Raw genomic sequence first — 13,270 nt, 5'->3', positions numbered from 1 at the left:
ATCAATGGTTTATGTTGTTTGAGGGGCACTGGTCGGAATTTTTTACTTAAATGTGTGTTATTTTTGCAACAGGCGGTACGTACTATTAGTAGTTGATATAGTTATCAATAGCTTAGTGTGTTGCTAAATGGCAACAGGTGGATATATTGGGTTAAATATAGAAGTTGATTCAGCGAGAGTATAAGGTAAGTAACTAAAATAGGGCGCTTAAAATAATAAAAGGAAATGATAATGCCTGTAACGTTGGCTAAAAAGTATCGTGCAATGCTTAATTGGCGGCCTAACTTAATAGGTCAGTTTATAATTAGTATGTTGCTGTCGTTACTGCCGCTTAGTTTAGTGGTTATTGTTTTTTTAAATGCGTTAAACAAACAGCTCGCTGTTACCCAGCTTATCGTCAGTAATAATTACCAAGTTACTAAGTCGTTTAATTTTTTAAAGCAAGAGCTTAATAGCTTAGAGCGGGCAACGCGACAAAACTGGGTGTTAAAAAGCGAGTCGCTCGACACGTTAATAAACGAAAAATGGCAATCCTCCTTACAAACAATCGACACGCTCAGCCAAGCCAGTGCCACACAGCAATACACTATGCAGTGGCGTCGCTTAGCAACAACATTGCGTAGTACTCATCAAGCTTTAATTGAAAACAACCAACAAGATGCTGCATTGTTTGTGCCTATTAGCGATTTAGTGGCTGAGCTTACGGTGTGGTTGCGCGATACGAATGCAGCACAAATTCAAAACAACCAAAGTGAATTAAGTACTTTACAAAGCTCGTTTATTAACTGGTTAGTGGCGCTTATTCCGCTTACTTTACTAGTGGGCGGGGGGTTTTTATGGCGCATAAGTAAGCGCTTAAAAGGGCTTACGTCGGTAATAGATAAACTAGGACAAGGCCACTGGCAGCAAAAAATTGCAGTGCAAGGCTCAAGTGAGCTGGTGGAATTAGGCGAAAAACTACAGTGGGTGCAAGAGCAGCTACATATGCTTGAGCAACAAAAAGATACCTTTTTACGCCATGTAACCCACGAGCTTAAAACGCCGTTGGCTTCAATGGTCGAGGGCACCGATTTACTTAGCGATGAAATAGTCGGCCCCATTACAAAAGAGCAGCAAGCCGTACTTGAGCTTATTAGCCAATCTATGGTGCGTTTGCGCACTATGATTGACAGCCTACTTAGTTATAACGCTATCAGAACCAGTAAAGACAGCGTTAGCGAAGTCGAATTTGGCAATTTAATAAATAAAATAAACAGCCATTTTGAGCACCGCTTAACGGCTAAGCAGCAACGCTTAAATTGGCACAACAGCATAACAAAACAGCCACTTGCATTACCCGCAGAGCTGATAGAAATGACCCTCATTCAGCTTATATCTAATGCGTTAAAATTTTCAAATACAGGGCAAAGTGTTGATGTAACCTTAGCACTTGAGCAAAAGCTACTAACAATACAAGTGCGCGACGAAGGCTGTGGTATTAAAGAGCAAGAAAAAACCCAGATATTCAGCGCATTTTACCAAGGCAAGCATAATAAAGATGTTACGCTGCAAGGCAGTGGCTTAGGTTTAACCATAGTAAAAGAGTCGGTTGAGCAGTTACAAGGCCAGCTTAGTGTTGAGCATAACCAGCCCCAAGGCTGCTTATTTACAATAAAAATACCTTTAATTAATCAAGGAGTTTAATAGCATGCGTACGCGTTTAATAGCTATTTTATGTGTGCTCAGTAGTGCGGTTGTTTTAGCTGGGTGTGAAACAAATAACACACAAACAGCATCAGTGTCGCAGGAGGTTGAGCCTGCAAAAAATGCGGTGCCAAATCCTAAAAAGCGCCCTAAAAGTGACCCCGTTTACCCCAGCGCAGAACGTGTTGTTGCATGGCATGCTAATCAATGTGGCGGTTTTAAAGTAAAGCCAAGCCTACATACTTATTTAGGTGAAAAAGAGCTAAAACGTTTTTTTAAATTCATGTGTGTTAACACCTCAAGTGCACCAGAGGAGGTAATGACACGATTACAAAAACTCGATTTAGCCTACTTTTGGCCTGAGCCAATAAAACAATATTTATGGCTTCAAAAGCAGCATGTTACTCGGCAAATAAATGCTCTAAAAGAGCAGCAGGCGTTAAATGACAAAATGCAGCAAACGTTATCGTCTTTAGCCACCATAGAGCAGCAGCTGTTACTACGCGAAGACACTAAGGAGCAGTAATTATGGCAACACACACACCACAAGGTGCAAAAGTATTACTCGTTGATGACGATGCAAGTTTACTTAAATTACTCGCACTAAGAATCGAGTCTAAAGGGTATGAAGTAACAACCTGCGAAAGCGGCATACTTGCATTACAAATTCTTAAAAACCAAGTGTTTGATGCAGTTATAACAGACCTGCGTATGGACGAAATGGACGGCATGGCCTTACATCGCCAATTACAAAGCCGCTACCCAGCACTGCCGGTTATAATGATGACAGCGCATGGCTCTATACCCGATGCGGTGGAGGCGACAAAACAAGGCATTTTTGCGTTTATTACAAAACCGGTAGATAAAGACGAGCTGTTTGACAGCCTAGCCAAAGCCATTGAAATACATGGCGTAAACGCAGAAGAATCGCCCCAAAAAAGCAATATAGTAACGCGCAGTGGCGCTATGTTACACCTCCTTGAGCAAGTAAAATTACTGGGGCCAACCCAAGTAAATGTACTTATTTCTGGCGCCAGCGGTACCGGTAAGGAGCTGCTGGCTCAGGCGATTCATCAACACAGCCATGTAAGCGAAGGACCTTTTGTGGCCATTAACTGTGGCGCAGTGCCTGGGGAGCTTTTAGAGTCAGAATTATTTGGCCATAAAAAAGGCGCCTTTACAGGGGCGGTGAAAGATCACCAAGGTTTATTTCAGCAAGCTCAAGGCGGCACCTTATTTTTAGATGAAATTGGCGATATGCCGCTTAATTTACAAGTTAAGTTACTGCGTGTACTGCAAGAAAAAACCATACGCCCGGTGGGCTTTCAAGAAGAGATTCCTATTGATGTGCGCATTGTATCGGCCACTCACAAAAATTTACCCGATGCGATTAGCAATCAACAATTTAGGGAAGATTTATACTACCGACTAAATGTTGTTAATTTAAAATTACCACCGCTGTGTGAGCGCCGAGAAGACATAAGCCTGCTTGCTCAGCACTTTAGCGCAAGTATTGCTAAACGTATGAACCAAAAAGAAAAGCGCTTTGCAAACGATGCCATGCATGCACTAGTACGTTACGACTGGCCTGGGAATATACGCCAGTTACAAAATGTTGTAGAGCAAGTGGTCGCATTGAGCGCCAGCGAGGTAATTTCTGCGCACTTAGTGTTAAACGCACTTAACTCAAACGAGGCCAGTGCAGAGCCGCTTTCTCTAAATGATGCCAAAAAAGAGTTTGAGCGCGATTATGTAATAAACACCCTCAAAATGGCCGGCGGTAACGTAGCCGAAGGCGCAAAGCTTGCCAAACGTAATCGTTCGGATTTTTATAAGTTAATAAAAAAACACAATATTGATGTCGATAATTTAGTGTAATTTAAGAGTAAGGTTATTAAATGCAGTTATTTATGGTGTATCTGGGCGGGCGAATTCAAGGCTGCCACATAGAAATGCACGATATTCGCTTTGTCGTAGGGCAAAGCATTGAGCAAACTTATTCAAAGCTAAAAAGCCAATGGGTGGGCGATAAAAACAATGTGCATATGGACAGCTACATGGCAATTAACCATATCGACGGTTATAAAGTAGAAGTTGTTGATACCTACGTTGAGCAAAATAAGCAGCTGTATTTTGTTAATTTAGGCGCTTACAGAAGCGACTCTATGGCAGAGCAACACGACTTTGCATTGTATGTTGCCAGTAGTGCTGCAGAGGCCAAGGAGCGCGCTAAAAGCGATTTGCTTGCAGGCCTTAGCCATATTCATAAAGATGATTTACATGATGTAGATGACTGCTTTGCTATAGACCTGCTCGACAGCCAACTAAATATTAAGCTTACGCCAAGTGGGCATGCTCAACCAATAAAATCAGATTGGTTTGGGTATTATATTCTTTAACAGTAAAATTAAGAGTCTTGCTCGCTTTGCTCATTGGCTTCGCTTTTAGCTGCCATTTTAAATGCCACAATAACTAGGCCAAACATCGCAAAGGGCAGCGCTGCCAACATGTATTCAACCATGTTGCTATCTTGAAAGTTAGCCTGTAGTAAAAAGTGACCCGCCACGCACATTACAATAACCACAAGTAATATAGGCAGTAGCATAAGTTCTTTTTTTGATGAATGATTTTTCATTGAGTATAAGGCTATGGCTTAAAATAAAGCGCTATTGTAATGAGCTTACTTAAGCTTGGCAAACTATGGCTATTTTAATGGTATGATCGACATCAAATAACCACCCAGTGTGATTAGGATAAACAGTGAAACACAACCTTAAGCAAGTTTACCTTGTTGGTGGCGCGGTACGCGACCAGCTACTTAATATAGCATCAAAAGATAACGACTATGTTGTTATAGGCGAAACACCCCAAACTATGGAGTCGCTTGGTTTTGTGCCTATAGGAAGTGATTTTCCGGTTTATTTACACCCAAAAACAAAAGAAGAATACGCCTTGGGTCGCACCGAGCGAAAAAGCGGTAAAGGCTATACCGGCTTTGTGGTAGATGCCAGCCCTAATGTCACCCTTGAAGAAGATTTAGCACGGCGCGATTTAACCATAAACTCAATGGCACTTGATGAAAACGGCACCGTTATTGACCCTTTTAATGGCCAAAGCGATTTACACAATAAAATACTGCGCCACACCACAGAAGCCTTTGTAGAAGACCCGGTAAGGGTATTACGCATAGCGCGTTTTTTAGCACGCTACGGAAGTGAATGGCGTATTCACCCAAGTACTTATGCATTAATGCGTGAGCTTAAAAACAAAGGTGAGCTTAATCATTTAGTGCCCGAACGTGTATGGCTTGAAACCGAAAAAGCGCTGGGTGAAAAACACCCTGAACTGTATTTCCAAGCACTACATGGCTTAGGTATTTTCCCAGAAATAGAGAGTATGCAAGGGGTGCCGCAACCTGCAAACCACCACCCCGAAGGTGATGTATTTGTTCATACTATGTTGGTACTTAGGCGTGCTGCCGATTTAAACTTTAATTTAGAAACACGGTTTGCGGCATTAACCCATGATTTTGGTAAGGCCCCGAGCTTTAAAAAACGCGGTAATTTGCGCGGCCATGAACGCGAAGGGGTAGCCGTAGTAGAAAAGTTTTGTGAGCGTTTAAAAGTGCCTAATCGTTTTCGCGATATTGGCGTACTCACCAGCGATAATCACACCTTATGCCATACGCTTGAGCAATTAAGGCCACAAACGATTCATAAATTAATCGTCACTAATTTAAATGCTTTAGTGCACCCAGAGCGATTTATTGCGTTTACCCAAGCATGCCAGTGTGATGCGCAAGGGCGTGGAGAAACGCTCGTAAATAAGCCCTATCCGCAAGGGGCTAAGCTGCGTGCAATTTTTAATGAATTACAAAAAATGGATAAAAAACAGGTAGTGCAAACAGCACTTAAAAATGGCAAAAAAGGCCCAGAAATAGGCGAAGAGGTAAAACTGGCAGAAATAAACTGCATCAAAGCATTTTTACAAAACGAGCAAGCAACGCAATAGGCAATACCCTAGCTGAGGTATTCAGACACGCCTTCGTTTTTAACTTGTTCTGGCTGTCGTAAGTTTTTATATGTAGAGGTGGCAGGCTCTGAAGGCAAGCTAGGTGCTTGCTCTTGGGGCCTGTATAGATCAAAAATAAATTCGATCTCTTCACGCTCAAGTGGGTTGTTCATGATCTATTCTCCTTAATTAGCGTTCAGGGTATGGCCGTTTGACTGAATTAAAAGTGAATAGTTACATTTTAAGTTGTAGTAAATTGTAATCGATGTGCAAAAAATAAGGGCGGCTCAGTAGGGCGCCACTTTATGCACAGCCTAGCTTTGTAAAGGCAGGGTTACTTTAAACACCACGCCATTACCGCGCTCGTTGTTTTGTGCAGTGACACTGCCTTTATGGTAGTCACACACCAGCCTTACAATATAAAGCCCTAAACCTAAGTGCGGTTGTTGCTGCATCTGCTGGCTACGTACCGACACCATAGAATCAAAAATATGCTCAGTTAGCCCTTCAGGCAGGGCGGGGCCTGTATTACTCACTGTTAATATTGCTTTATTTTCGCTCTGCTTAAGACCTACATTAATAGCTGTATTTGCTTCACTAAATTCCAGCGCATTATTAATAAGCTTATCAAGTAGCTGAGCTATAAATTCGGGAGCTCCTTGCATAGGTAAAGGGCTTTGGCATACATCAAGCTCAAATAACTGCTCAGGGTAAGTGAGCTGGTAGCCTTGCATACAGCCATTAATTACTTTTTGTAAATCAAACGGCTCGCTCTCGTTGCTTTGAATGCTTTGTTCAAGGCGCGTGGCTTCGCTCATGGTGGTTATTATTTTACCTAAGCGCTCAACCCCTTCACTTGCTCGCTCTAGGTATTTTTGGCTAAGCTCATTTTGCTCCAAGCTTTGTAGGTTTTCTAAAGAAGAGCGAACCACAGCCACCGGTGTACGTAGCTCATGAGATAACCGCGATGACATATTTTCTAAATAATTAGTGTACCCGCCTAAGCGGCCAACAATATTGGCAAAACTTCGTGAAAGGTCGCCAATTTCATCGTTTGAGTCGCTGTAATTAATACTGCCGGTAATGCGCCCTTGGGCATCAATGGCTTGCTCTGCGGTGTCGCGCAGTCGCCTAATGCGGCTCGAAATACGCGAGGCAAAAAAGAACAACGTAACGGTGCCAATTAGCATCACCGCTAAAATAACGTTAAAAAGCTTTTCCAGCGATTTATTACGCAGGGTGCGTACACCGTTAGTGGTTTCCTCGGCGATTACTGCGCCAATCACTTTATCTTCTATCCAAATAGGGTAAGCCGCCGATAAAATAACGGCTTTACTGTCGGGCGTTAACCGCCAAGACGACGCTGGTTGCCCCTTCAGTGCCTTAGCTAAATGCGTGCCCTGCATTGAGGCAACATCGTGCAGGGTATCTAAAAATTCGTTCTCTGGGCGAGTTAAAATTTTATAATAAAGCGGGTGCAAATACGTTTGCTCAAAGCGTTGCCAGGCATTTTTAGGCGGCTGGTTTTTAAGGCCGTCGGCCCATACGCCATCGGCATTTTGAATTGTGCCCGACTGCGCTAATACACGATGATGATTATCAACCACCCAAATACGGCTACCACTGTGACCCATACCTTTTAAAATTCGGTTAATTTCTGGTGAGGGCACCAATACCGAGCCTAAATCGCTTGGGTTATTTAAATTAGAGGTCGACATTGTTTTAAAATCGAGCGGCGCTTTTTTTGTGTCAATATCGACCACGGCAAAGCCTAGCTTGTTACCAAGCATATTTATAGGAAAGCGCAGCTCTACGTTATATCCCGATTCAGTGCGTATAAAATAGCCCTGAATTTTTGTAAACGGTGTTTTGGTATTAGCATCAAACGCATTTACCCAGCCATCTTGGCGTGGGGCAATAATGTACGTATTAAAATCTCCGTCTGGGCTTTTTAGGCCAATTATTAAATGGTCGTTATTAGTAATGCTTAAACTATTTTTAGCACGATATACAAGGTGATCGTCAGTTACTTTAAACACGGCATATAAATAGTTATCAAACTTGCCAACCATATGATCAAACGATAAATCCTCAGCTTTATGCTCCTTGTCTGCTTTTTGTAAATAGCGTTTATCGTAATGCCAAAAGAGTGGTTGATAGCTTTGCCAGTCGCTCAGTTTGCCATCGAGTTGAATGGCATTTTTAAGATTGTACGCATATAAGTCGCGCCCTTTTACTACCTGGTCTAAAAAGTTGGTTTGCTCATCAAAAAGGGCTGGGCGTTCATGCAGGGCGGTGGCGAGCGCCCGTGTGGTGCCTACGAGGGTTTTTTCTTGGCCTTGGCGTAAAAATTTTTCCATTTCCCACACGTACTCGTAGCCAAGCCAAGGCAGTAAAAACAAAAAACACGACAGTAATATAAATTTACTGCGCAGGCCAAATCGTAACATTAGCGTTGTTCCCACCTGTAGCCCATGCCGTACACCGTATCTATGCAGTCAAAGTTGTTATCAAGGGCGATAAACTTTTTACGAATGCGTTTTACATGCGAGGTGATAGTGCTGTCGTCTACGTAAATTTTTGCATCGCTCATTAAATCGTTACGGCTTTTTACATGGCCTGGGCGCTGCGCAAGTGAGTGCAACATCCAAAATTCGGTCACGGTTAAATCAACCAATTGCTGCTGCCAAAATACTTGCATGCGCTGGGTGTCGAGCGTTAACTGGCCGCGTGTAATTAATGCATTGGCATCGGCGGGTTGCTCAAGCGCTTCCATGCGTCTAAATAGCGCGCCTATTCTGGCAGCCAAGTGGGCTAAGCTAATATCTTTTGTTAGGTAGTCATCGGCGCCCATACGCAGGCCACACACGGTATCTATTTCGCTATCGCGGGCGGTTAAAAAAATAATAGGCAGTGTTTTAGAAAGCGTACGCAAGGTTTGGCAAAGCAAAAAACCGCCGTCTATTTCGTGGCCTAAACCAATATCAACAATGGCTAAATCGGGTAGGGCGTCTTTAAATGCAATCTCTGCGCTGACGCGATCAGCAAAACCACTTACCTGGTAACCTTGGGCGCTAAGCATTTCAATATAGTTTTCGCGGATGGCGGTTTCATCTTCAATGATGGCTATTTTTTTCATTCTACTCATCCTTATTTATTTTAAAACGCACTATATCGAAGTTTTTCAGTTATGTACGGTTAAAAAGGCAATTGCCATTTTTTTGCCACAATTGCTCAGCGGTTTGCCATTTTTGCTCCTCTTTGTTGCCACTTGCAGCTGTTTTAATACAACCATCAAAACAAAACATCACAAATTAAAACAAGTTTAAGGATTACATTATGAAGAAGACATTAATCGCATTAACGCTAGTAGCCACAGTGTGTACACCTGCATTTGCCGCAGCCGCTAACACCCCTTCTAAAGAAGCACATAAAGAAACTGCCATCGGCTTAGGTACTGGCGCCATTATTGGTGGTGTCGTTGGTGGGCCAATTGGTGCTTTTATTGGCGCATTTGCCGGGGGCTTAATTGGTGATTCAAAAGTAGCGGATGACAAAATTGCCCAGCAGCAGAGGGCAATAACAGTGATGCAGCAAAAAACCAGCGACTACCAACAGGTGCTTAATCAAAACAATAGGCTAGAGCAGCAGTTAGATGTACTGACTAACCAAAATGAGCAGTTAACACAATCGCAAATAAATAACTTACTTGCCATGACAGTACAATTTAAAACCGGCTCAAGTGCTATTGCCCCGCACTTTGCTACGCAGTTAGACCAGCTTGTGGTGCTGTTAAAAAATCAGCCGCAACTAGCATTAGATTTAAGTGGCTTTGCCGATCAGCGCGGTGATGAGCAAGCGAATCTTTTATTGTCTAAAAAACGTGTAAACGCAGTGCAAAGTTACCTTATAAAGCACGGTATTAACCATACACGTTTAAGTGCGCACGCTTTTGGCGAGCAACAAACATTAGCGCCCAGCAATACCGTAGAAGATAACTTTTTTGATCGACGCGTAACACTTACTACCCGCTCAATAAACCCAGTAAATGGCCAAACGGCAAGTAACTAAAGCCACTTTTATTTGAGTAAAGTTAAGCGTTCGATGGAGTGATTTTATGTTGAGTAACCCAACCAAAATGCTTGCTAAAGTAAGCATTTTTATTTTCTTAGTGGTTGTGCTTCTGGTTAGTTTTAATAGCCGTGCACAGTCGCCCAAGCTTGAACTTTTTGACAGCAGCGGCGCATCTGTCGCGCCGGCAATTATATTAAAAAGCGATGCTAACATGACCCTAACCGGGCTGATAAATCACGTGGTCGTTAAGCAAACTTATCAAAACGATAATCCGTTTGCGGTAAATGCGCGTTATGTGTTTCCGTTACCTGATGAAAGCGCCGTACATGCGATGACGATGCGCATAGGTGAGCGAATCATAAAAGGCCAAATAGATAAAAAAGTAGAGGCCGAAAAAAAGTATCAGGCAGCTAAAAATGCAGGCAAGCAAGCCGCACTTGTACGCCAGCAGCGCGCTAATATGTTTATTACTAACGTGGCAAATATAGGCCCTGGCGAGCAAATTGTGATAGAGCTTGAATACCAAGAGATCATTGATTACAGCAATGGCACATTTGCTATTCGCTTCCCAAGTACTATTACGCCGCGCTATCACACAATAAGCGCAAATATTGAAGCTGAGCAAACTAGCCTAACCCATGCACCACAAGGATGGTTAAGCCCTGTATATAGCAAAACGCAGCACAGCGAAGCGCCAAGCAGCCAATTTAGTTTAAATATTGATATAGATGTAGGCTTAGAGCTTGTAGATATAACGTCTAAATTTCATCGTGTAGAAGTACAAAACCCGGCCTTTGGGCAATATACGGTTGCTTTAAATGAGCAAACGGGGGCTAATCGCGACTTTGTACTTGAATTTAAACCGCTGCAAAAAGAAAGCGCACAAGCAGCATTTTTTACCCAGCAGTTTGAAAACGGCGACCGGTACGGGCTTGCTATGCTAATGCCGCCAGCAGATCACTTTACACAAACGCAGCGCCTACCTCGCGAAATGGTGTTTGTTGTAGATACCTCAGGCTCTATGCACGGACAATCTATGGAGCAAGCTAAAAAGGCTCTGTTTTATGCGCTGTCTTTGCTTGATAGCGACGACAGCTTTAACATTATTGGCTTTGATAACATGGTTACCCCCATGAGCGATAAACCCCTCATTGCCAGCGATTTTAATTTGCGCCGTGCTGAGCGCTTTATTTATAGCTTAGAGGCGGATGGCGGCACCGAAATACAAGGTGCCCTTGATGCGGTACTTGATGGTAGCCGTTTTGAAGGCTTTGTACGCCAAGTGGTATTTTTAACGGATGGCAGTGTAAGCAATGAAGACGCCTTATTTAAAAATATTCAGCGTAAATTGGGCGATAGCCGTTTATTTACTGTCGGTATTGGTAGTGCACCTAATAGCTTTTTTATGCGCCGCGCTGCAGATATAGGCAAAGGGTCGTTTACGTTTATCGGTAGCACACATGAAGTGCAGCCTAAAATGCAGCAGTTATTTGATAAGCTTGCTCATCCAGCTATCACTAATTTAGCACTGAGCGATGAAAGTGGAAATAGTTTAGATTTTTGGCCTTCCCCCTTGCCCGACTTATATTTTGGTGAGCCAATAATGGTGGCTATAAAGCTAAACGATACGAGTCGAATTACGCTTAATGGGCAAACTGCTCAAGGCCCCTTAAATATAAAACTAAGCGCACAAAATAGCGCAAACGCAAAAGGGATTGATAAGCTGTGGGCGCGCCAAAAAATTAAATCGTTGCTTTTGTATAATGACCGGCAGACAGTTAAAAATGAGGTGCAAGGGCTTGCGCTCACGCATCAATTACTTAGCCCATTTACGGCCTTTATAGCTATTGAACACACTCAAATTAACGAGCCTGCAAAGCAAACTGCACTAGCTAAAAACGCAGTGCCACAAGGGCTAGCTATGCGATTACCGCAAACCGATGGACAAAGCCGACTTTACATCCTGCTGGGCTGTATTTTGTTAGCCGGGTTTGGCGCGGTAAAATTAACTCGGGCATTTAAATGAATAAGTGGCTAAGTGCAGGCTTATTAATCGCCGGGCTGGGGTTGTTTTCTCATGGTGCTTATATGCAAGCTAAGGCATGGCTTGCACAAGTATTAATAGAGCAGGCCTGGCAAGAGGCCCTTATTACTCCAAACGCTCGCGTTAAACCGTGGTTTTACGCCGACAGCTTTGTAACCGCGCAGCTTAGCTGGCCTAAGTACAGTAAAACGCTTAGCGTTTTAGCTGGGGCAAGTGGTCGTAATTTAGCATTTGCACCAAGCCACTTTTTGCCGGGGGCAAAGCTTGGCGATGCACAAGGCGGTGCGTTAATAGCGGGTCACAACGACACTCACTTTGCATTTTTACAACACACCAAAGTGGGTGAAACGTTTACGCTGCAGCTGCAAAGCGGCGAAATACAGCATTATAAAGTGAAGGGGATTGAGATTATTCATCAATCCCAGCAGGCGTTTTTACAAACCCCAGGGCTTTATTTATTAACCTGTTACCCTTTTGACTCGCTGGCATCAGGTACTGATTTAAGATGGCTTGTATCGGCTGAGTTGATAGGGTCATCGCCAGCGTCATTAAGCGGTATGTCTACCACCAGCTCTTGATGTCGTTGGCTTATCATCACCCCTGCAAAAACAACAAATATACTCACCCATTGCCAAAAATCGAGTACCTCACCCAAAATAATGGCCGATAAAATAAGCGTAAAAATAGGAATTAAATTTGAATAAGCTGCAGCCGTTAATACCGATACTTTGCCAATTGCATAGTTATACATACCATAGCCACCTAAGGTGACAAACGAGCCTAAATACAAAATGCTCATAAGGGCGGTTAGGTCATGCTGGTTTTCGCTTGGTAAGTCGATAAAAAATAAAAATGGTGCAAAAAACACACTGCCGCTTATGCCTTGTAAAGCAATTAGCGTTAACGGCGAGTAACGATTGGCCAAGTGCTTAATGCTAATAGTGTAAAACGCCGCGCATACCATGGCCATAAGTTCTAAAAAGTTACCCAATAATGGATTAGGGGCCTGATCGGTATGTGGTGAAAGCAAAGTAAGTAAAATACTGCCGCCAATACATAAGGTAAACCCAATCACAATGGCTTTACTGATATACTCTTTAAGCATAAAAAACGCCATCAATGCCACAATAATAGGCAAGCACGAAACAATAACTCCCGCCTGAGAAGCCGAGGTGTATTCCATTGCATGGCCTTCAAACAAAAAGTACAAGCAAGGCTCAGCCAGCGACATACCTAATAAGTACTTCCAATCGCCTTTTAAATACTCAAACCGAATTACATAGCGCCATAAACTCAGCGATAAAACTAAGGTGGTTAACATGCGTAAGAATATAACTAATGCAGGGTCGTAAACGGCAATAGCATACTTAAGCGCAATAAAGGAGCTGCCCCATAAAAAGGTAGCAATAATTAGGCATAAACTGGCTGGCATAAATGAAATTCTATCAAATTAAATTA

13 protein-coding genes are annotated in these 13,270 nt (G+C 42.9%); 8 read left to right on the top strand and 5 right to left on the bottom strand.

Annotation, left to right across the window (positions count from 1 at the left end; genetic code table 11):
* Positions 1–231 precede the first annotated feature (231 nt).
* From OIZ54_RS06800 to OIZ54_RS06785, 4 genes are read left to right on the top strand one after another with little or no spacing between them, the layout of a single operon-like run.
* Positions 232–1,683, top strand: a complete 1,452-nt coding sequence (locus OIZ54_RS06800; RefSeq protein WP_138684485.1) for a sensor histidine kinase — start codon at positions 232–234, stop codon at positions 1,681–1,683.
* Positions 1,684–1,687: 4 nt separating this feature from the next.
* On the top strand, positions 1,688–2,209 hold the full coding sequence (locus OIZ54_RS06795) for a hypothetical protein (RefSeq protein ID WP_264390030.1): 522 nt from the start codon (positions 1,688–1,690) through the stop codon (positions 2,207–2,209).
* 2 nt (positions 2,210–2,211) lie between these two features.
* Complete coding sequence (locus tag OIZ54_RS06790) at positions 2,212–3,561, top strand: sigma 54-interacting transcriptional regulator (RefSeq protein WP_064385318.1); 1,350 nt, start codon at positions 2,212–2,214, stop codon at positions 3,559–3,561.
* A 20-nt stretch (positions 3,562–3,581) separates the two neighbouring features.
* A complete protein-coding gene (locus OIZ54_RS06785) occupies positions 3,582–4,082 on the top strand; it encodes a DUF1543 domain-containing protein (RefSeq protein WP_264390029.1) in 501 nt (166 codons plus the stop codon).
* 8 nt (positions 4,083–4,090) lie between these two features.
* Here OIZ54_RS06785 and OIZ54_RS06780 read toward each other — a convergent pair whose 3' ends face one another.
* Positions 4,091–4,318, bottom strand: a complete 228-nt coding sequence (locus OIZ54_RS06780) for a hypothetical protein (protein WP_004586108.1) — start codon at positions 4,316–4,318, stop codon at positions 4,091–4,093.
* Between the two features lie 125 nt (positions 4,319–4,443).
* Between OIZ54_RS06780 and OIZ54_RS06775 the strand changes: the two genes are divergently transcribed.
* Positions 4,444–5,694, top strand: coding sequence for a multifunctional CCA addition/repair protein (locus OIZ54_RS06775; protein ID WP_256845418.1), 1,251 nt, complete (start codon positions 4,444–4,446; stop codon positions 5,692–5,694).
* Between the two features lie 8 nt (positions 5,695–5,702).
* Here OIZ54_RS06775 and OIZ54_RS06770 read toward each other — a convergent pair whose 3' ends face one another.
* The 3 genes from OIZ54_RS06770 to pdsR form a co-directional block, all read right to left on the bottom strand.
* Complete coding sequence (locus OIZ54_RS06770; protein WP_024033174.1) at positions 5,703–5,867, bottom strand: hypothetical protein; 165 nt, start codon at positions 5,865–5,867, stop codon at positions 5,703–5,705.
* A 141-nt stretch (positions 5,868–6,008) separates the two neighbouring features.
* Positions 6,009–8,144 carry a proteobacterial dedicated sortase system histidine kinase gene (gene pdsS, locus OIZ54_RS06765; protein ID WP_138611217.1) on the bottom strand — a complete coding sequence of 712 codons (2,136 nt, stop codon included), beginning with the start codon at positions 8,142–8,144 and terminating at the stop codon, positions 6,009–6,011.
* Positions 8,144–8,833 carry a proteobacterial dedicated sortase system response regulator gene (pdsR, locus tag OIZ54_RS06760; RefSeq protein ID WP_054982760.1) on the bottom strand — a complete coding sequence of 230 codons (690 nt, stop codon included), beginning with the start codon at positions 8,831–8,833 and terminating at the stop codon, positions 8,144–8,146. Before pdsR ends, pdsS begins: the two co-directional genes overlap by 1 nt.
* Before the next feature lie 200 nt (positions 8,834–9,033).
* Between pdsR and pdsO the strand changes: the two genes are divergently transcribed.
* From pdsO to OIZ54_RS06745, 3 genes are read left to right on the top strand one after another with little or no spacing between them, the layout of a single operon-like run.
* Positions 9,034–9,765 (top strand): sortase-associated OmpA-like protein PdsO, encoded by a 732-nt coding sequence (pdsO, locus tag OIZ54_RS06755; protein ID WP_264390028.1) that lies wholly within the window; start codon positions 9,034–9,036, stop codon positions 9,763–9,765.
* 46 nt (positions 9,766–9,811) lie between these two features.
* Positions 9,812–11,794 carry a marine proteobacterial sortase target protein gene (locus tag OIZ54_RS06750; RefSeq protein WP_264390027.1) on the top strand — a complete coding sequence of 661 codons (1,983 nt, stop codon included), beginning with the start codon at positions 9,812–9,814 and terminating at the stop codon, positions 11,792–11,794.
* Complete coding sequence (locus OIZ54_RS06745; protein WP_264390026.1) at positions 11,791–12,390, top strand: class GN sortase; 600 nt, start codon at positions 11,791–11,793, stop codon at positions 12,388–12,390. The genes OIZ54_RS06750 and OIZ54_RS06745 overlap by 4 nt, the downstream gene beginning before the upstream one ends.
* Here the strand turns inward: OIZ54_RS06745 and OIZ54_RS06740 are convergent.
* Positions 12,279–13,244 (bottom strand): DMT family transporter, encoded by a 966-nt coding sequence (locus tag OIZ54_RS06740; protein WP_264390025.1) that lies wholly within the window; start codon positions 13,242–13,244, stop codon positions 12,279–12,281. The two genes, OIZ54_RS06745 and OIZ54_RS06740, sit on opposite strands and share 112 nt — an antisense overlap.
* Between the last annotated feature and the right edge of the window lie 26 nt (positions 13,245–13,270).

Origin of the sequence: Pseudoalteromonas sp. A3, assembly GCF_025942345.1 — a bacterium.
Classification (GTDB): Bacteria; Pseudomonadota; Gammaproteobacteria; order Enterobacterales; family Alteromonadaceae; genus Pseudoalteromonas; species Pseudoalteromonas atlantica.
Note: the sequence above shows the minus strand (reverse complement) of the source record. Positions and strands in the feature narration are given on the sequence as shown.

What these genes read in the sequence shown, in the direction of transcription:
- OIZ54_RS06800 (WP_138684485.1), top strand. Translation starts at nt 232, where the DNA reads ATGCCTGTAACGTTGGCTAAAAAGTATCGTGCAATGCTTAATTGGCGG.
- OIZ54_RS06745 (WP_264390026.1), top strand. Translation starts at nt 11,791, where the DNA reads ATGAATAAGTGGCTAAGTGCAGGCTTATTAATCGCCGGGCTGGGGTTG.
- pdsR (WP_054982760.1), bottom strand. Translation starts at nt 8,833, where the DNA reads ATGAAAAAAATAGCCATCATTGAAGATGAAACCGCCATCCGCGAAAAC.
- OIZ54_RS06750 (WP_264390027.1), top strand. Translation starts at nt 9,812, where the DNA reads ATGTTGAGTAACCCAACCAAAATGCTTGCTAAAGTAAGCATTTTTATT.
- OIZ54_RS06740 (WP_264390025.1), bottom strand. Translation starts at nt 13,244, where the DNA reads ATGCCAGCCAGTTTATGCCTAATTATTGCTACCTTTTTATGGGGCAGC.
- OIZ54_RS06795 (WP_264390030.1), top strand. Translation starts at nt 1,688, where the DNA reads ATGCGTACGCGTTTAATAGCTATTTTATGTGTGCTCAGTAGTGCGGTT.
- OIZ54_RS06780 (WP_004586108.1), bottom strand. Translation starts at nt 4,318, where the DNA reads ATGAAAAATCATTCATCAAAAAAAGAACTTATGCTACTGCCTATATTA.
- pdsS (WP_138611217.1), bottom strand. Translation starts at nt 8,144, where the DNA reads ATGTTACGATTTGGCCTGCGCAGTAAATTTATATTACTGTCGTGTTTT.
- OIZ54_RS06790 (WP_064385318.1), top strand. Translation starts at nt 2,212, where the DNA reads ATGGCAACACACACACCACAAGGTGCAAAAGTATTACTCGTTGATGAC.
- OIZ54_RS06785 (WP_264390029.1), top strand. Translation starts at nt 3,582, where the DNA reads ATGCAGTTATTTATGGTGTATCTGGGCGGGCGAATTCAAGGCTGCCAC.
- OIZ54_RS06770 (WP_024033174.1), bottom strand. Translation starts at nt 5,867, where the DNA reads ATGAACAACCCACTTGAGCGTGAAGAGATCGAATTTATTTTTGATCTA.
- pdsO (WP_264390028.1), top strand. Translation starts at nt 9,034, where the DNA reads ATGAAGAAGACATTAATCGCATTAACGCTAGTAGCCACAGTGTGTACA.